Origin of the sequence: Marinitoga hydrogenitolerans DSM 16785, from assembly GCF_900129175.1 — a bacterium.
In the GTDB taxonomy this organism is placed as follows: domain Bacteria; phylum Thermotogota; class Thermotogae; order Petrotogales; family Petrotogaceae; genus Marinitoga; species Marinitoga hydrogenitolerans.
The window spans coordinates 1-18,999 of sequence record NZ_FQUI01000020.1; the positions used below are offsets into that span (position 1 = coordinate 1).

An 18,999-nucleotide genomic window follows, 5' to 3' on the forward strand; every position below is an offset into this window, starting at 1 on the left:
AACCGCTGAAAGCATCTAAGCGGGAAACGGGCCCCGAGATGAGGTTTCCCACTCTTCGGAGTTAAGGGCAGTTCGAGACTAGGACGTAGATAGGCCGGAGGTGTAAGTACAGTGATGTATTGAGCCGACCGGTACTAATAGCCCGAGGCCTTGACCTTATTAAGTAACTATGCACATGTGAATGAGTATTGAGGGGTGCAGAAACCAGATATGGAAACACGCGGATCCATACCGAACCCGACCGTTAAGCATATCTGGGCCGATGGTAGTATGGGAAATCCATGCGAGAGTAGGTAGCGCCCCTCTTTTTATTTTTCATTGCAGCTCTACGAGCAGTATATGATTTATAATAATAGTAATAATACAAAATTAATAATGATAATTTAAATATCTAATATAGCAGCCATCCTTTGGCTGCTTTTTTTGTTTACTTTGTTGATCGTTTAATTAAAAAAATTACCTTAAAAATATTATATTTAATCATATTGATACTTTTAAATAATGATTTTAATTATATTTTTTGATATAATTATATTGAAAATATTTTTTGAAGGAGGTTTGATAATGAAATCGATAAAAACAAAGATTACTTTAGTTTTTTCAATTGTTATAATCTCAGCAGGTTTGTTTGTAGGATTCTTTTTATACTTTTATCTTGGAAGTTCTTTAAAAGCTATTATTTCTGATTCAGCTTTTACGACTTTAGAACAACAATCAAAACAAATTGAAAATTTTTTAGATGGTCTAATTCATGAAATGAAATTGATTTCAAATCAAAAAATATTAAAAAGTATGAATTTTAAAGATTCTATTGAGGGTTTAAAAAAAGATTTGAATATATTAGATGATTTTTCAATGTTATTTATTGCAAATAAAAATGGTGATGCATATACTACCTCTGATGTTGAAACTAATATAAGTAATAGAGAATATTTTAAAAAAATAATGGTGGGTGAAGATTTAGCAATTAGTGATGTATTAATTTCAAAAGCAGATGGAAGTTCGATAATTGTTTTAGCGCATTCAATTAGAGATGATAATAATAATATTATTGGATTAATTGGTGCAACTATTTCTATAAGTAAATTCTTGGAATTTTTAACAACGAACGATGAAAAAAGCATTTATAGCTTTATAATTGATTCTAATGGAGTAATTATTTCTCATTCTATAAAAGATTTTGTCTGAAAAAATATATTAGATGATGATTCTAAGGGGTTAAATGAAGTAGCTCAGAAAATGTTAAAGAATGAAAGAGGTTATAATGAAATAATAACTAATGGCGAAAAAAGAATTTTGTTTTACATACCAATAAAAAGTTTAAAATGGTCTGCTGCAATCTCTATACCGGAAAAAATGTTATTAGAAAATTCTAATAAATTAATTCAATTCTTTACAATAATAGTATTAATTGCAGTTTTAATAGCTTTGATTATTTCTGTTTTATTAGGAAATTCAATAGTTAAACCGTTGGTTAAATTGGCAGATAGTGTAAAAAAATTTGGTGAAGGTGATTTAACACAAAAATTTGAAGTAAAAGGTAAAGATGAAATAGCAAGAATTTCAGAATCGTTAAATTATATGTCTAAAAATCTTGTTAGCTATTTGAAAAAAATAAAACAATCATCAGAAGATTTAGAAAATATGTCTCATGAAATAAATAATAATGTTGAATTTCAAACTAAACAGATGTTTGAAATAAATTCAAAAACAGAAAAAATAAATGAAAGTTCATATTCTGCTGCAGCGTCAGTAGAAGAAATAAATTCAGGTGTTGAAGAAATAACAGCAGCAGCACAGAACATATCAAAAAGTGCTCAGGATTTGTCAAAAGAAGCTTTAGATGTTTCTAATAGTGCAAATGAAGGGAATCAATTGGTTGAAAAAATTTCAGAAATAATAAATCATGCTGTAGAACAATCAAATGAAACAGTAGATAAAGTAAAAGAATTAGTATCAAAATCAGAAAATATAGGTCAAATAGTTGAAACTATTGAAAATATTACAGAACAAACAAATTTATTGGCATTAAATGCAGCAATAGAAGCAGCAAGAGCTGGAGAAGCTGGGAAAGGATTTGCGGTTGTTGCAGATGAGATAAGAAAATTAGCTGAAGAATCTAAAAAGGCAACAGAACAAATAGCGCAAATTTTGTTAGAAATACAAAATGAAGCGAATAGTGCAAGTGATGCAACAATTCAGACAGGAGAGATAATATCAGATGTTGAAAAAGAATCAAAAAAGATATCAGACAAATTCAAAACAATTCTTGAAAAAATACAAAAAATAACTTTAGATATAGAAGATTTAAGTTCAAGTTCAGAAGAACAAAGTGCGTCAACTGAAGAAATATCCGCAGGTATGGATAAAATTACGCATGAAATTAATTCAATTTCAGATGAAATTTCAAATATTGCTAATGAATTAAACAATCAAAATGAGAATATAAAGAGACTAGAAGATTTTACTGAAGAATTAAAAGTTAAGTCAGAAGTGTTAGTTGAAGGATTAAAGAAATTTAAAATTTAACAAAACCCCCGAATAGGGGTTTTGTTAAATTATTCTGTACCAAATATTTCAAATAAAGTTTTTTCAGGATTATGGGAATAAACGATAATTTTTTTATCTTCCGGAAAATGATTGAATCTTCTGGAGTGTTTTTTTAACAGTTTTATATCAATATCTAACTGTTTATTATATTCAATAATTAAAGTATTATCATATATTTCGATATTTTTTGCTCCTTTTTTATATGCGATAATTCTCAGTTTTGCATATTCTAAAAGGTTAATAACTTCTTTTGGTATTTTTCCAAATCTATCTTCTATATCTTTTCTTATATTATCAATATTATTTATATCAGTTTCATTTGCAATTAGTCTATAAATTCGCATTCTTTCAATAGGATTCTCTATATATTTTTCTGGTATTATTAAATAACTTTTTATTCCTTTTATATCTAAATCAATTTTTTCTTTTATTTCTTTTGTTGGCATTTCAGAGGAATAATATTCCGCAATAGTTCTATTTAATATTTCTTTATACATATGCAAACCAACACTATTAATATGCCCTTTTTGATCAACTCCTAATAAGTCACCAAATCCTCTAATTTCTAAATCTTGCAATGCTAACTTCATTCCACTACCTGGGCCAGAAATACTTTTTATTGCTTCCAACCTTTTCATGGTCTCGGTTTTAAGTTTTGATTTATATAAAAAATATGCAAATGCTCTTTTATTACTTCTCCCAACTCTTCCTCTTAATTGATAAAGTTGAGAAATTCCATATCTTTCAGCATCGTCGACTATTAAAGTATTTGCATTTGGAATATCCACGCCATTTTCTATAATTGTAGTAGCAATAAGAACATCAATTTCTCCATTATAAAATAATTTTATTATTTTTGATAAATATTTTTTTTGCATTCTTCCATGTGCAGCCACAATTTTTACTTCAGGAATAATATGTCTTAGTTTTTCTTCAATTTCCACAATATCATTTATTCTATTATGGATATATAATGTTTGACCTCCTCTTGACTTTTCTCTAAGAATAGCGGTTCTAATAACTTTTTCAGAATATGGAAAAACAAAGGTTTCTACAGGTATCCTTCCAAAAGGAGGTGTGGAAATTATAGATAAATCTCTTAATCCAGTTAAAGAAAAATATAATGTTCTTGGTATAGGAGTTGCACTCATTGTTAATACGTTAATACCATGAGATATTTCTTTTAATTTTTCTTTTTGAAACACACCAAACCTTTGCTCCTCGTCAATAATTAATAAACCTAATTTTTTAAATTTAATGTTTTTGTTTAATAAAGCATGGGTTCCTATAATTACATCAATTTTTCCAGAATTTATTTTATTAATAATTATATTTTTTTCTTTTGGAGTTTTAAAACGATCTATTAATTCTACAATTATTCCGATTTTTTCAAATCTTTCTTTAGTGTTATCAAAATATTGTTGGGCTAATATGGTGGTTGGTACTAAAATTGCAGCTTGATATCCTGAGCTAACTGTTCGAACAACTGCTCTTAAAGAAACTTCCGTTTTTCCAAAACCAGCATCACCTGCAATTAATCTATCCATAGGTTTTGTTGATGAAAGATCATTTAATGTTTCTTCTATAGCTTTTTCTTGATCTATTGTTTCAATATATTCAAAAGTTTTTTTGAATTTTTCTTCTATTTCTTCATCGCCATTCAATGAGATACCTGTGGTATATTCCCTCAAAGCATATAATTTAATTAATTCTTTTACTTTATTTCTAATATTTTCTTCAACTTTTTTCTTTCTTTTTTGCCATGAATTAGAACCTATTTTATCTATTTTTACTAAATCTTTATCTCCAACATATTTAGTAATTTTATCTATTCTTTCTATTGGTAAAAATACTTTGGCTTTATTCTCATATTCTATTTTAATTAATTCTTTTTCACCAAAATGTGTTTTAATTTTTTTCAAACCTTTATAAATACCCACACCATAATCTTCATGAACGATTAAATCATTTATATTTAAATCATCCCATTCCAATACAGGTATTTCTTTGCTTTTTTTCTTATAACCTATTTTTTTTATTAAAAAATTTTGTTTATCTATTTCTATAGGTTTATAGTCCAGTTTAAGTATTTTTTCAATATTCTTTCCGCTATATTCTTTATATAACTCTTTTTTTACATCTGAAAAAATAAATTCAAGATTTTCTCTTTCTCTTTCATAATACGATTTAATATTTTCGTTTTCATTAATTACAAATATATCAGTTTTATTCAAATCAATATAATCAAGTATTGTATTTTTTTCTAAAAAAGTAATTGCGGGTAATGTTTCAAATGATTCAAAATCCAAAGAAATGGAATTATATTGATGTTTGCTAAAAAATTTTTCTAAATTTTTATGATAATTATTTTCATATTTAAATAAGAATTCAGATCCAGGAGTAAATGTAAAAGAATTTAGATTTTCAATACTTTTTTGGGATTGTATATCAAAAAAATTAATTCTTGTAATTTCATCATCAAATAATTCGATTCTAATAGGATAATTATAAATAGGAATAAATATATCTTTGACAAAACCTTTTTGTGAAAACTCACAATATTCATATACATTCCATGTTTTGTTATAACCTGATAAAAAAGGGTTTAATTTAAAATCTTGATTAATTTTAAAATTAAAAATTTCTTTTATCAATATGTGTTTCGGAATTGTATATCTACTTAATGAATGAAAAGTAGTAAAAATTACAGTATTTTCTGTGGTTAAAAGATTATAGAGCGTTTTTATTCTCAATGCTTTAATTTTATTCGACACTTTTATAGATTCAAAAGGAAAAATATCATAATTAGGATAAAATAAAATATTTTCATCAATAAAATTTTCTATATTCCATGATTCAGGAAAAATGATAATTTTATATTTTTTCTTTGATTTTTTAGCAAGTTCAATGATATCTTTAATAATATTAACCACTCCTATATAAAACAACGGACTTTAAGTCCGTTGATTGTTTTGTATGTTTGTTTTTTCTTATTATATTCGCACATCTAAAGAATGTCCTCTATAGTCATCTACAACTATATTTTCTTTTTTTGTTTCTTTATTATTTTTTCTTTTTTTTCCTTTGTATTCAGATGTGTTTCTTTTTTGATTATTGTTAATATTTTGACTTTCAGATTTTTCTTCAGTGTTTTTAACTTGTGATTGAGCTTCTTTTTGTTTTTTAACCTGTTCTTCTAAGTTTGTTGTTTTTGCAGCTATTAAAGCATTATTTAAATTTTGAAGGTTATTAGAAACATCAACATTTGTAATATAAGAAATACTAAGGTTAATTGGATCAGGCATATTAGTCACCGCCTAATTTCTTCTTTAATTTAATAATTATAGAAGAATGTATTTGAGATACTCTGGACTCTGAAATATCCAATATTTTTCCAATTTCTTTAAAAGTTAAATCTTTTTCATAATATAAAGAGACTATTAGCTGTTCTCTTTCATTTAGACTTAATATGGCTTTTTTAAGTTCAGTTTTTAAAATATCTTTATAAGCTAAAATTTCAGGGTCATTTTCATTAATGTCGGATTTTATGTTTATTTCGTTATTTGTTAATAAGAAAGAATCTAAACTCAATATTTGACTTCTATGTAATTCTGCTTTAAGTTTTTTTACATCTTTTTTTGTAATATCAAGTATATTAGCCAGTTCTTCATCACTTATATAATCGTCTATATTTTGTTTTGCTAAAATTTCTTCCATTTTTTTTATTTTATGTCTTAAATCTTTTGGAAGCCAGTCTATTTTTCGTAAATAATCAAGCATAGCTCCTTTAATTCTTTTTATAGCAAAGGAATAAAAGGTTACACCTTTTTGAGGGTTATATTTCTCCAAAGATTGGAGTAAACCTATAATCCCTTCCTGAATTAAATCATCCAGTTCAACATTTTTTGGAAGGGAGTGTAATAAATTTAAAGCTATATATTTTATTTTAGGCAAAAAGTTTTTTATTATATCATCTTTATTAATATTTTTCATTATTTGTTAATCACTGCCTTTATAGTAGTATTCAAAATTATGACTACAGCAATACTTATTATTGAACGAAGGATGGAAGTTATAAAAAAGTTTTTTGATATAAACATATTTATAAATAAAAATATAAAAAATGTTATGCCATAAAAAGTCAGTTCAATATTTGAAAATTTCAACTTTTTCACCACCACCCACCTTTTTCACCATAACTTCACCAGTTTCAAGGTTAAATTCTATACTTCTAGCTCTATTACCTCCAGTATCTTCTGCTATGATTCTAATACTAAATTTTTTCAACTGTTCTTTAACTGCAGCGGTGTTTTTTTGTCCAACATCCATAGATGATCCTTTAAACATAGCAGCCCCGCCAAAAATTTTAGCTGTGTAATTTGTTCCGCCAAGTTTTTTTAAATTTTCTAACAAAAGTGGAATACCTAAATCAGCATATTTTCCTGGTTTTGTAACATTACCTCCTGGAGATTTTGGTAACATTACATGTATTAAACCGCCAATTTTTTTGTTTTTATCCCATATGCAAACTCCAACGCATGATCCTAAACCAAGAGTAACAAGGATATCAGGTGTCTTAGAAGCAAAGTATTCACCAATTCCAATTATTTTTTTCATCTTTTAACCCCCGTAAAACACTTTTTTTACATATTCAAATAATTTATTTCTATTTTCTTCGTTCATTAAAAAAACTATCTTTCCTTTTATAACATTTTCCCAATCTTCAACTTGTATTTCAGTTTCTGTTAAAATAACTTCGTCTTCAAAGGTTATGCTCATTACAATAGATTCAGCAATTAACGATGCAAAGGTATCTACAGCAACCTGAGGGGGGGTTACCTGTAAATTTATATTTAAAAATTGTGAAATAGCGCTAGTGTATGAACCAAACATAATATTTCCCAATTCTCCTATCATTGAAGTAGACATTTCATCCAATTCGGTTATATTTTGAATTTCAATACCAACACTTTCTTTTATTAATCGTTTTACAGAATCTTTTTCTATTAAAAATACTAAAGAAGAATCCAAATCTCCTTGCATTTTAACATAAGAACAAGCATATATTTCATCAGGCTCTTCCATATTTAAGAAAATATCAGATAATTTAATAACATCTAAATTTGGAACTGATATATCTACTTTTTTATTTAACATCACAGAGAGTGAGCTAACGGCATTGCCCATTCCAATATTAGTTATTTCTTTAAAAGCAGACATGAAAAATTCGAAATTTTCATTATTCATCAGGTTGCACCTCCAAGTTTTGTTTATCTTCAAAAAAGTTTTGTCCTCCAATAAATTCTAAATATTTTCCAAATAATCCAGTTGGATCTTGCAATATCTTTATTTCATATATAAATTTACTTAAGTTAAAAAATTCCTGTCTTATTTTTGCAATTGTTCCATGGAAAACTATGTTAAAATCAACTATTGAAAGTTTAATGCTAATACTTTTTTTTATTATATTAAGATAATCGTTTAATATGACTACTCCCAGAAAATTTTCATTTAAATCCCATATTAATCCTTTATATTTATCTTCTATTAAAACAGGGATAGAAATATAATGTCGTTCATTTACACGCTTATTTTTAATTTTAAAAGTACTTGTTAAATTTAAAGATAACATTACTTCAGTTTCACCAAAATTCTTAATGTCTTTAATTTGAAAATTTGCCTGATAATAAGCACCTTCAAATATTGATTCTAACGTGACTTCTTCCCCCAAATTAAAGTCATATTTTGGAGATATTAACTGAATTTCTTTACCTTTAAAAACTTTGATTTTTGCCCTCAAAACATCATCTTTTATATAGACTCTAATTGAATTTCCAGGAAAAAAAACTAAAAATATTCTTTTAATAAAGCTTTTTCTATCCATGATTTCACCTGTTATAAAAACCAAACAATAAAAGCAATTTTTTTAATAAATTATCATTGCTTTTATTTTCTGGAGATGCATCCATATTTTCAATTTTTTCTGCAATTAGCATTAGATCATTAGCAACATGAGAAGATGGCTTGAAACTCGAAATTGGAGTTTGAGATTTTACACTGTCGTGTACCAAATGATCAAAATTTATATAAAAAACATTTCTGATATCTTTAAATAAATATTCTTTTATTGTTTTTCTTAAAACCTGTTCAGCTGTGGCAGCTTCAGACTTTTTTCTAATCATATTTATCACAACATCAATAACGCCGTCAACTTCCAGAATAGATAAAGCTTTTACTACAGTATAAGCATTTACTATTGCAGTTGGTTCAGGTGTTGTAACGAGTAAAATATTATCAGCAGCAATATAAAAAGGCTTTAAATTTTCATTATATCCTGCGCTTACATCAATAATAACATAATCATGTTCTTTAGCAATATTAAAGAATTCTTCAATAGCTTTTCTTGTAAAGTTCTTTTGAAATGAGATCCAATCTTTAATATCCATACCAGTACTTAATAATTTTATTCCATATGGAGTTTTAATAATACATTCTTCCATAGTCAATTTTTTATCAAAATAATCCTTAATACTAACAGAAGGTGAAACACCCAATAAAATTGAGGCATTTGCAAAGCCAGCATCTGTATCGAAAATTAAAACATTTTTGTTCATTTTAGCAAGATTTACAGCAGTGTTTACAGCTACAATGGATTTACCCACGCCTCCTTTTCCACCGGTGACAAGTATTATTTTTGTTCTGTTTTTTGAAAATGTTTTTCTTAAATTTTCTGCTTGATCTTTAATTATGCTCATAATGTCAGCTCCCCATAAAAGAGGTTAAATAATTTTTGTAAATTTGGAATTTCAATATCATTAGGTACATTTTGTCCTGTTGTTATATAACTAATTGGTAAATTTGTTTCTTTGCTTAGAGATGGAATTTGTCCATATGATGACGTTTCGTCTAATTTAGTTATTATCAAATGAGTTGGTTTGCAAATTGAAAAACGATTATAAACGTCAATCATATCTCTTAAACGCATATTAGCCGATATAACAAGAAAAATAAAATTAGGCTTTATAGAGTCAATATACATTTTTAATTCTCCTATTTGTATATCATCTTTATGGCTTCTACCAGCAGTATCAATTAATAAAATATCATAATATTTTAATGATTCCACAGTAGCTTTTAATTCAGTTGGAGTATAACAGACAGAAGCAGGTATATCCATTATTTCAGCATATGTTTTTAATTGTTCTGTAGCCGCAATTCTATATAAATCTATTGTAGCAATAGCAACACCTTTATTGCTGTTTAATTTATTTAAAGCAGCAATTTTAGCTAAAGTTGTAGTTTTACCAACCCCAGTAGGTCCAATAAGCATTATTGTTCCATGAATATTTGGGATATCTATTTTGAAATTATTTTTAAATATATTAAATAGAATATTTTTAAAATCGTTATTTGATTTCCAATTTTCTTTATTCAAATTGCTTGGTAAAGCGTTTATAATTTCTTCGATTATTTGATCTGAAAGATCCTGTTTTTTAAATGATTCTATCAATTCTGAAATTAACGGGTTTGCTCCATTTAGTATAACTCTTTTTGAAAGCTTTTCAATTAATTCTTTTATTTCTAACAACTCATTTTGAGAATTTTTAGAAGTATTATTGATGTATTTTGAATTATTATTTTTTTCATAAGATTTGGATTTATTAAAACTATTATTTTGGTAAGGATTTTTATTATAAGTAACTTTTCTATAATTTAAATTTTTGAATTCATCTTTTTCATTATTATAGAATTTTTTAGCATCATCATCTATTAATTTTGACACTTCTCTTTGTTCTTCAATTAATTTTAAAATTTCATTTCTTGCGGTTAATTCTAATTTGTCCTTGCCTGGGGCATATTGATCATCATTATATGACTCTATTTTTTTCATTCTATTGATTCTATCATCTAATCTTTTATTTCTTTCTACCATTTCTTTAATTTCATTTATTCTTCCCTGTGTATTATTTGAAAAGCCAGGACCAGATGGTCTTTTGATATTTTTTATAACGTCATTTGCCTGTTCATCAAGAACAGCAGTAACTTCTATATATTTTTTTCCACCAATACCTAAAAAGCCACCTTTATTTATTCGTTTAGTATCTAAGATATAGGCGTTTTCTCCCAATTCTTCTCTTATTTTTTCCATTGCTTCTGGGATTGTATTTACAATATACTTTTTTATTTTCATAAACTCACCTCTAGACACTTATATTTCCATCAGCAGAAATGGGTATTTCCTGAACAATTTCATTATATGAAATAACATTTACATTTGGAATATTTGATGAGAGCCATCGTGAAAAATAAAATCGCAAAGGAGAACTACATAAAATTACGGGGTTATACCCTTTCATCATTTGTGATTCTAACATTTGGCTTATATTTTCTACAAGTTTTTGAGATAATTGCGGGGATAAAGCCAAAGTATAATTACCACCATATTCAATTGTGTAATTATTTAAGGTATTTTCAGTGTTTTTATCTAAAATAAGTAGATGTAAAACACCATCACCTGATTTTATAGATTCACATATTTGTCTGGATAATGCACTTCTAACTCCTTCAACTAATGAAACGGTGTCTTTAATTTCATTGCTCCCCAGTTCCATTAACTTTTCAAATATTACTGGTAAGTTTCTTATAGAAATTCTTTCATATAATAATTCTTTTAGTACATTTCGTATTTCAAAGGTTTTAAAGATCATTGGGACTAATTCTTCAACTAATGATGGATCTTTAATTCGTAAACCTTCTATGAGCATCTCCGTTTCTTTTGAACCAAGTATTTCATGAGCGTATTTCTTTATTATTTCTGATAAGTGTGTTGCAAAAACACTTGGAGAATCGACTACAGTATAACCAAAGTTAACAGCATCTTCTTTTTGAGACTCATCTATCCAATATGCATCTAAATTAAATGAAGGTTCTTTTGTATGTACACCGGGAATTTCTTCTGAAGCCATTCCAGAATTAATAGCTAATAATTTTTCAGGAAATAATTCGAATCTACCGACTTCGACTCCTTTTAATTTTATTATATATTCATTTGCACTTAAGAGAACACTATCTCGTACTCTTATAGGACTTATAACAATCCCTAATTCGTATGCAATTTGCTTTCTTACCATAGTAATTCTTTCAAGTAGATCTCCGCCTTGACCTGGATCTGCTAAAGGAATTAATCCATATCCAATATCAATTTCTAAAACATCACTTTGGATTATTTCAGAAACTTCTTCAGCAGAGGTTAAAGGTGGCCCAGATGGTCGTTGTTGACCTCCTGCTTCTTCAGATATTCCAGCAGAAGGTTGGGATTCGAATCCTTCTGTAGGACCTGTAGCAGGAATTATCTTTTGTAAATACCCTTTTGTTGTTAAGTAAGCTAAAACCAGCATCCCTCCACCTAGTAGCAATGCTGGCATTATAGGAAGAGGTGTTACTAAACCAAGAGTTAAAATAACTCCACCAGTCATATATAAAACTCTTTTTTCTGAAGAAAGTTCTTTAAGTAAATCTTTTCCTAAATTTTCTTTGGAGGCAGCTCTTGAAACAACAATACCAGTGGCAGTTGAAATTAATAATGCAGGTATTTGAGCAACTAAACCATCACCTACAGTAAAAAGAGTATACAACTGAGCAGCTTCTCCAATATCCAATCCTTGTTGTAAGACACCAATTATTAATCCACCAAGAATATTAATAATAGTTATAATAATTCCAGCTATAGCATCTCCCCTGACAAATTTAGATGCACCATCCATTGCGCCATAAAAATCTGCTTCACGTCTTATATCTTCACGCTTTTGTCTAGCCTCTTCTTCTGTTATAATTCCAGCACTTAAATCAGCATCTATACTCATTTGTTTTCCGGGCATAGCATCAAGAGTAAACCTTGCTGCAACCTCCGCAATTCTTTCTGCACCACGTGTAATAACTACAAATTGAATTATTACAAGTATTAAGAAAATAACAATACCAACTACGTAATTTCCTCCAACAACAAAATCACCAAATGCCCTAATAACTTTACCTTGGAAATTTTTTCCTTGTAAAAGTATTAATCTGGTTGAGGAAACATTTAGAGATAATCTGAATAAAGTAGTAACCAATAAGAGTGTTGGAAAAGCGGAGATTTCAAGAGCATTTTTTATATACATTGTAACAAGTAACAAAACAATAGCTAATGAAATATTAGCCATTTGTAGAAAATCTAAAAGAAATGGTGGAATAGGTATAACCATTAATATAACAACACTAACAATTAATAAAGGAACTATTAAGTCCAATTGTTTAAAAATTTTATTTAAAGTTTCACCCATTTAATCACCTCGTAAGGTTTAAAACAGAAGCAATAATCTTTGCAACTATTTCATACATATCTTCTGGTATTTCTTCGTTTATATCAACTCTTTCGTATAATTGTCTGGCAACTGGGGGATTTCTGAGTACGGGTACGTGATTTTCCCTTGCTATTTCTTTTATTCTGAAAGCTATCTTATCATATCCTTTAGCTACAACAATAGGAACGTCATTCTCATCTTTTTCATATTTAATAGCTACAGCATAGTGTGTTGGGTTGGTAACGACAACAGTAGCTTTTGGTACTTCTTTCATTATATTTTGATTTATTATTTGCCTTAGTCTACGCATTCTTGCCGCTTTTATTTGTGGATCTCCTTCAATATCTTTCATTTCTTGTTTTACTTCTTGTTTTGTCATTCTTAAATTTTTCTTGTATTCTCTTTTTTGATACCAGAAATCAAAGAGGCCTAATAACAACATTAAAATTCCTAATTTAAAAAAGATTTCTATTATAATAGAGAATAAGAATGTAAGAGAGGTTTCTATGCTTGTATATGGTAAAGAAATAATAGTATTCCAATTTGATCTAATTATATTATATGAAATATATCCAACTAAAGATAATTTTATTAAAGATTTTAAAAGTTCAAAAAGTGTTTTCATAGAGAAAATTCTTTGAAAACCTTTTATTGGATTGAGTTTTCCCAAATCGAATTTCATTGCTTTTGGAGAAAAAAGGAATTTTGTTTGTAACATACCTAACAACAAACTGATAATTGCAGATGAAAATAAAAAAATAGTTATTTTTACGAAAAGATTTTGTTGCTGCAAGATTAAATTCATTAATGCGTTTTCATCTAAAAAAGTTGTATCAAGAGATAAATATCTCATGAAAGCGGCTTTAAGATCTGTAAATAAATATTTTGATAAAACGTAAAAAACGACTGAAACACCTAAAAAAGAAAAAGCAGTTAATAGTTCCTTTGAAACAGGAACATTTCCTTCTTCTCGAGCTTGTTGTAAACGTCTTGGTGTAGGTTCTTCAGTTTTGCTTGGATCGGCAAAAAGTTGTAAATTTATTTTGAAATCAATGTTATTAAAGAATTTATCCATTTTATTATCTCCGATATATTAATGCTAAAAATTTCTACCCAAACACCAATAATACTTAATAATATTAAAGTCCCTACTAGTATATTTAAAGGTAATCCAACAATAAAAACATTTATTTGGGGAATCATTCTTGAAACAATTCCTAAACTAATATTAACACTTAACATAAACGCACTCATTGGTAATGCGAGTTGAGCACCAATTTCAAAAATTTTGCCAAATGTTGATATTATTTCAGGAAAAAATTTAATATTTATAGAAAAAACTAGAGGTATTGAATAAAATGAATTAATAATGGTTTGAAATAATACAATGTGCATTTTAAAAGATAAAAATGCAAAAATTCCTATTAAAAAGGCTAATTGGCCAATAATAGGAGATTCTTCTCCACTTATGGGATCAAATATTCCAGCAAGAGCAAATCCCATTTGAAAAGCAAAAAACTGTCCGGCAAATTGTAAAGCTGCTATAGGTAAATAAGAAACCAAACCAATTAAAATGCCTAAAAAGAAATTTATTAACATAATTGTAATTAAATAGAAAGTTGGTAGATCAGGTATAGTTAAAGTTATCAAAGGTAAAGTAATCCATGAAATAAACACGGACGAAAATACCCGTAAATAAAACGGTATTATGCCTGATCCGATAATAGGTGCAGAAATACTAAGACCTAAAATTCTAAAAAATATTATGGCCCAAACCCAGAAACGTGTTTCTAAAAAGGTTACAATATCCATATTAAATCATTCCAAAATATGTAGTTAATATTTCATATGTGAAATCCATTAATTTTTGAGCAATCCAACCAAACAATAGCCCAACAGCTAAAAAAGTAATAATAATCTTAGGAGCAAAAGTTAAAGTTTGCTCATTTATAGAAGTTATAGTTTGAAAAATACTTATAATTAATCCCACACCTAAACTAACTAATAAAATGGGTGAAATTATAGATAAAAATACAGATATAGCATATCTAAAAACATCAATAAAGGTTTCTAATGTCAATTTACAAACCTCCCGAAACTTGGAAACTTCTTATTAAGCCTCCAATTAATAAATCCCATCCATTTACAAGAATAAAAAGTAATAGTTTAAATGGCATTGAAATCATAATAGGTGGAATCATCATCATACCCATAGATAAAAGAATACTCGCGACAACCATGTCAACAATAATAAAAGGAATATAGATTAACACACCCATTTTAAAAGAAATTTCTAATTCGCTTAAAGCAAATGCAGGAATCAAAATTTCAGGTGGAGTATCGTTTATATTTTTTATCTCTTTTTGAACACTTGAAGCTAACATAAAAATATTATCTTGGTTTTTATGAGTTACAATTTCATTAATCATAAATGTTTTTATTGGATTCCATGCATTTTCGAAAAATTGCGTATATGAAATCTGTTCTTCTGTATATGGAATAACAGCATCTTGATAAATTTTATTAAATACAGGAGACATTATTAAATAAGTTAATATCAGAGCAACACCTATTAAAATTTGATTAGAAGGAGCCTGACGACTTCCCATGGCAGTTCTCAGAAATGATAAAACTATAATAATTCTTGTAAATGACGTAAACATCATTATTAATGAAGGAGCTAATGTTAAAATAGAAAGTAATAATAATATTTCAAGTGTTGGAACTAGCGTATTAGGGCCAGGTGTATTTCCACCTATATTAATAGAAATTTCTGGAATGGGTACAGGTTCTTGAGCTGAACCTGAAAAAAATAATAAAAGGAATATGATGATTAAAAAAGTTTTTTTATTGTATAGTTTCTTCATTTATTTTTTTCTCCCTTTTTAAAGCTCCAATAAAAGTATCAAAAAATTCTTTTTTCCCTTTTAAGAGCTCCGAAAGTTTTTCATAATCCAATTTGTCCAGATATGATATGGAATTGTTATTTGATAAAACAAGATAATAATCATCAAGAACTTTTATAATATTTAAAGTCAAATTTCTATCAATATAAAACTTTTTTACAATTCTTACTGAAGGGGTATTTAATAATCCTTTATTTATAAGTTTTTTTTGAATGAAAACCAATAAAAGAATAAAAAGTAAAAGAAAAAATATTAAAAAAAATGCCCATAGTGTCCAATTAGTCATAAAATTTGTTTGAGTTGATGAAAAAGTAAGGGGCGTAAGATCACCCCCTTGAAACCTTTTGGATTGCTTCTATTACTCTATTAGCTTGGAATGGTTTAACAATAAAATCTTTTGCTCCTGCTTGTATAGCTTCAATAACCATTGCTTGTTGTCCCATAGCGCTACATACTATAATTTTAGCAGCAGGGTCTTGTTTTTTAATTTCTTTTATAGCCTGGATCCCATCCATAACAGGCATAGTAATATCCATAGTAACAACATCTGGTTTTAATTCCATATATTTTGTCACCGCTTCTTGACCATTAGCGGCTTCTCCGACAACTTCCATCCCCGCTTTTGTAACAATATCTTTTAATAACATTCTCATAAAAGCAGCATCATCGACTATCAAAACTTTTATCGCCATTAAAAGCACCTCCACTTAAATTATAATTATATTTCTATAGATTCAAATAATTTATCTAAATTAAGATATACTATAAGTCTATTATCTATTTTTAAAACACCATTAACTTTTCCTACAAATGTTCCACTTTTTGAAGGTAAAATATCCAGTTCTTCATCATCAAACGAAATGACATTATTTACTTTGTTTACTAAAATACCAAGTTCTTCTTTTTCATGTTTCATAATTATTATACTATCAAACTCAAAATTTTCATCTATTTCCAGATCTAAAATTTTTGTTAAGTCAAAAACAGTAACGATTCTTCCACGTAAATTAACAATTCCTTCAATAAAATCCTTTGAATTTGGAACAGGGGTAATATCTTCTTTTTCAATAACCATTTCAACATATTCAACATCAATCCCAAATTCCTGGTTTAAAATTTCAAAAGATAGAATCTCTTTTTGCATAATCTCACCTCATCATAATTCATTTAAGTTTGTAATATCAAGAATTAAAGCAATTCTTCCATCACCCAAAATTGCACCACCGCTAAATTCTTTTACACTATTAAGATACTTTCCAAGCGGTTTTATAACGATATCATCTTGCCCTAATAGAGTATCAACAACAACTCCATATTTTCTATTTGCAGTTTTTACGATCACCACTTTTTCTGAAAGGCCATCATCATTTTTCGGCATTTTAAAGACATTTCTTAACCTAATTAATGGAATAACTTCTCCTCTTAATACAAATACTTCATTTCCTTGAACTATTCTTATATCTCCATCTGTAACTTTTTGAGTTGTATCAATATTAGCGATTGGTATAGCATATACAAAGTTATCAATTGTTACTAATAAAACCTGTATAATGGATAAAGTTAGAGGTAGTCTGATTATAATTTTTGTACCAATATCTTTTTTAGAAGAAATAGTTACACTTCCATTTAAAGATTCAACAACTGTTTTAACAACATCCATACCCACACCACGACCAGATAAATCTGTAGCTTGTTGTTTAGTAGAAAAACCTGGCAAGAAAATAAATGAGAAAACTTCATCATCACTCATAGTTTGAATCATGGAAGGATCAACTAAACCTCTTTCTACAGCTTTGTTAGCTATAACTTCTCTATCTAAACCTTTCCCATCATCTTCAACGGTAATAACAACACCGTCGCCTTCATGCCAGGCGGATAATTTGATTGTACCAATTTTAGGTTTTCCTTTTTTTATTCTCTCATCCACAGGTTCAATTCCGTGGTCTATAGAATTTCTAATTAAATGAATTAGTGGATCACCTATTTCATCAACAACTGTTCTGTCGAGTTCGGTATCTTCACCTTCAATAACTAAATTTACTTCTTTTCCAAGTTTTTTTGCGGTATCTCTAACAACCCTTGGGAATCTATTAAAGACAAAAGCAATTGGAATCATTCTAATTTTCATTACGATATTTTGCAAATCTAAAGTAATTCTGCTTAAATTTGCTAAACTTTCATCAACATCTTTTATTTCATATTTTCTTAATGTTTCAGTTATTCTGCTTCTTGAAATAACTAATTCAGCCATTAAATTCATTAATTGATCTAATTTTTCAATATCAACTCTAACAGATTGAAGTTGAATTTTCTTTTTTGGTTCAGAAGATTTTTCAACAGAAACATTATTTTGATTATCAACATTATTTTTAGGTCCTTCGAAAATTTGTTGTTGCTTTTCAAAATCGGAAGGTTCAAATTCATTAACAGCAACACTTTCTACTTCGGAAATGCTAAATAGACTTTCTCTTAAATCATCTGCTGGGATATTAATTATTACACCCAATTCTATTTCTAGATCGAATTTTTCATCTTCAATATCTTGTGAAGAAGGATTTGTGTATACAACTTCCCCACCTAAATCATCGATTTTATGCAAAATCATAAAAGCTCTAGCAGCTTTTAATTGGACATCTTTATTAAAGCGTACTGTAATTAAAAAGAAATTTAGATTTTTCTCTTTAGCAGTTAAATAAAGATTTTTTAATGATTCTCTTGTAATATCATCAAGATGTGAAAGCTTTTCAGATGACTCTAAAGGAAGAGATTCTTTGTTTTTTTCTTTATCGGCTTCATTTTTTTTAGTTATAGTATCTGTATATTTCTCAAGAACAGAAATTAAATCATCTAAAGCATTCAAATCACCTTTTCCACCATTAGAAATATCAGCTATACTTTCTGTCAGAGCATCAAGTGTTTTAAAAAGCAAATCAATTAAGTCAGAATCAACTTTAGTTTCCCCTTTTCTAATTTTATCCAGAATATTTTCCATTCTATGAGAAACTTTAGCTATTTTATCAAAGCCCATTGTCCCAGCCATACCTTTAAAGGTATGCATAACTCTAAATATTTCATTTACTTTTTCTAAATTTTCTGGGTTATTTTCTAATTCTAACAGCTCTTCATTTAATCTTTGTAAATTTTCATTAGCTTCTTCAATAAAAACATTCAAATAAATATCCATTTCTCCCATAAAAAAA

19 protein-coding genes and 2 rRNA genes are annotated in these 18,999 nt (G+C 27.7%); 4 read left to right on the top strand and 17 right to left on the bottom strand.

The annotated features are described in order from the left end of the window. From BUA62_RS06560 to BUA62_RS06575, 4 genes are all read left to right on the top strand, one after another. Positions 1–158: ribosomal RNA gene (locus tag BUA62_RS06560) — 23S ribosomal RNA — on the top strand; the annotation flags it as partial. A 33-nt stretch (positions 159–191) separates the two neighbouring features. Further along, positions 192–305, top strand: a 5S ribosomal RNA gene (rrf, locus tag BUA62_RS06565). 259 nt (positions 306–564) lie between these two features. Continuing rightward, positions 565–1,188 (top strand): cache domain-containing protein, encoded by a 624-nt coding sequence (locus BUA62_RS06570; RefSeq protein ID WP_072864732.1) that lies wholly within the window; start codon positions 565–567, stop codon positions 1,186–1,188. A 51-nt stretch (positions 1,189–1,239) separates the two neighbouring features. Then, positions 1,240–2,529: a methyl-accepting chemotaxis protein gene (locus BUA62_RS06575; RefSeq protein ID WP_072864734.1), complete on the top strand. Its 1,290-nt coding sequence runs from the start codon at positions 1,240–1,242 to the stop codon at positions 2,527–2,529. Between the two features lie 29 nt (positions 2,530–2,558). Here the strand turns inward: BUA62_RS06575 and BUA62_RS06580 are convergent, their stop codons facing one another. From BUA62_RS06580 to BUA62_RS06660, 17 genes are all read right to left on the bottom strand, one after another. Then, positions 2,559–5,498 carry a transcription-repair coupling factor gene (locus BUA62_RS06580; RefSeq protein ID WP_234970292.1) on the bottom strand — a complete coding sequence of 980 codons (2,940 nt, stop codon included), beginning with the start codon at positions 5,496–5,498 and terminating at the stop codon, positions 2,559–2,561. 45 nt (positions 5,499–5,543) lie between these two features. Next, positions 5,544–5,855 carry a hypothetical protein gene (locus BUA62_RS06585; RefSeq protein WP_072864736.1) on the bottom strand — a complete coding sequence of 104 codons (312 nt, stop codon included), beginning with the start codon at positions 5,853–5,855 and terminating at the stop codon, positions 5,544–5,546. Between the two features lies 1 nt (position 5,856). Beyond that, positions 5,857–6,543, bottom strand: coding sequence for a FliA/WhiG family RNA polymerase sigma factor (locus BUA62_RS06590; protein WP_072864738.1), 687 nt, complete (start codon positions 6,541–6,543; stop codon positions 5,857–5,859). Between the two features lie 153 nt (positions 6,544–6,696). Then, positions 6,697–7,167 carry a chemoreceptor glutamine deamidase/glutamate methylesterase CheD gene (gene cheD / locus BUA62_RS06595; RefSeq protein WP_072864740.1) on the bottom strand — a complete coding sequence of 157 codons (471 nt, stop codon included), beginning with the start codon at positions 7,165–7,167 and terminating at the stop codon, positions 6,697–6,699. 3 nt (positions 7,168–7,170) lie between these two features. Continuing rightward, the gene (locus BUA62_RS06600; protein WP_072864742.1) at positions 7,171–7,797 is read right to left on the bottom strand and encodes a chemotaxis protein CheC; all 627 of its coding nucleotides are present in this window, start codon (positions 7,795–7,797) and stop codon (positions 7,171–7,173) included. Beyond that, complete coding sequence (locus BUA62_RS06605) at positions 7,790–8,434, bottom strand: hypothetical protein (RefSeq protein WP_072864744.1); 645 nt, start codon at positions 8,432–8,434, stop codon at positions 7,790–7,792. The genes BUA62_RS06600 and BUA62_RS06605 overlap by 8 nt, the downstream gene beginning before the upstream one ends. A 4-nt stretch (positions 8,435–8,438) precedes the next feature. Next, the gene (locus tag BUA62_RS06610) at positions 8,439–9,305 is read right to left on the bottom strand and encodes a MinD/ParA family ATP-binding protein (RefSeq protein ID WP_072864746.1); all 867 of its coding nucleotides are present in this window, start codon (positions 9,303–9,305) and stop codon (positions 8,439–8,441) included. Next, on the bottom strand, positions 9,302–10,741 hold the full coding sequence (gene flhF / locus BUA62_RS06615) for a flagellar biosynthesis GTPase FlhF (protein WP_072864747.1): 1,440 nt from the start codon (positions 10,739–10,741) through the stop codon (positions 9,302–9,304). Before flhF ends, BUA62_RS06610 begins: the two co-directional genes overlap by 4 nt. 10 nt (positions 10,742–10,751) lie before the next feature. Further along, positions 10,752–12,872 carry a flagellar biosynthesis protein FlhA gene (gene flhA / locus BUA62_RS06620; protein ID WP_072864749.1) on the bottom strand — a complete coding sequence of 707 codons (2,121 nt, stop codon included), beginning with the start codon at positions 12,870–12,872 and terminating at the stop codon, positions 10,752–10,754. Positions 12,873–12,876: 4 nt separating this feature from the next. Continuing rightward, positions 12,877–13,968 carry a flagellar biosynthesis protein FlhB gene (flhB, locus tag BUA62_RS06625; RefSeq protein WP_072864750.1) on the bottom strand — a complete coding sequence of 364 codons (1,092 nt, stop codon included), beginning with the start codon at positions 13,966–13,968 and terminating at the stop codon, positions 12,877–12,879. Further along, on the bottom strand, positions 13,932–14,705 hold the full coding sequence (gene fliR / locus BUA62_RS06630) for a flagellar biosynthetic protein FliR (protein ID WP_072864752.1): 774 nt from the start codon (positions 14,703–14,705) through the stop codon (positions 13,932–13,934). The genes flhB and fliR overlap by 37 nt, the downstream gene beginning before the upstream one ends. A gap of 1 nt (position 14,706) precedes the next feature. Further along, entirely contained in the window at positions 14,707–14,973 is a 267-nt protein-coding gene (fliQ, locus tag BUA62_RS06635) for a flagellar biosynthesis protein FliQ (protein WP_072864754.1), read from the bottom strand. A 1-nt stretch (position 14,974) separates the two neighbouring features. Then, positions 14,975–15,760: a flagellar type III secretion system pore protein FliP gene (gene fliP, locus BUA62_RS06640; protein ID WP_072864756.1), complete on the bottom strand. Its 786-nt coding sequence runs from the start codon at positions 15,758–15,760 to the stop codon at positions 14,975–14,977. Continuing rightward, positions 15,741–15,932, bottom strand: a complete 192-nt coding sequence (locus BUA62_RS11495; RefSeq protein ID WP_159429505.1) for a hypothetical protein — start codon at positions 15,930–15,932, stop codon at positions 15,741–15,743. The genes fliP and BUA62_RS11495 overlap by 20 nt, the downstream gene beginning before the upstream one ends. Positions 15,933–16,125: 193 nt before the next feature. Continuing rightward, positions 16,126–16,491, bottom strand: coding sequence for a response regulator (locus BUA62_RS06650; RefSeq protein WP_072864761.1), 366 nt, complete (start codon positions 16,489–16,491; stop codon positions 16,126–16,128). A gap of 26 nt (positions 16,492–16,517) precedes the next feature. After that, positions 16,518–16,943, bottom strand: a complete 426-nt coding sequence (locus BUA62_RS06655; RefSeq protein WP_072864763.1) for a chemotaxis protein CheW — start codon at positions 16,941–16,943, stop codon at positions 16,518–16,520. A 12-nt stretch (positions 16,944–16,955) separates the two neighbouring features. After that, positions 16,956–18,992, bottom strand: coding sequence for a chemotaxis protein CheA (locus BUA62_RS06660; RefSeq protein ID WP_072864765.1), 2,037 nt, complete (start codon positions 18,990–18,992; stop codon positions 16,956–16,958). Between the last annotated feature and the right edge of the window lie 7 nt (positions 18,993–18,999).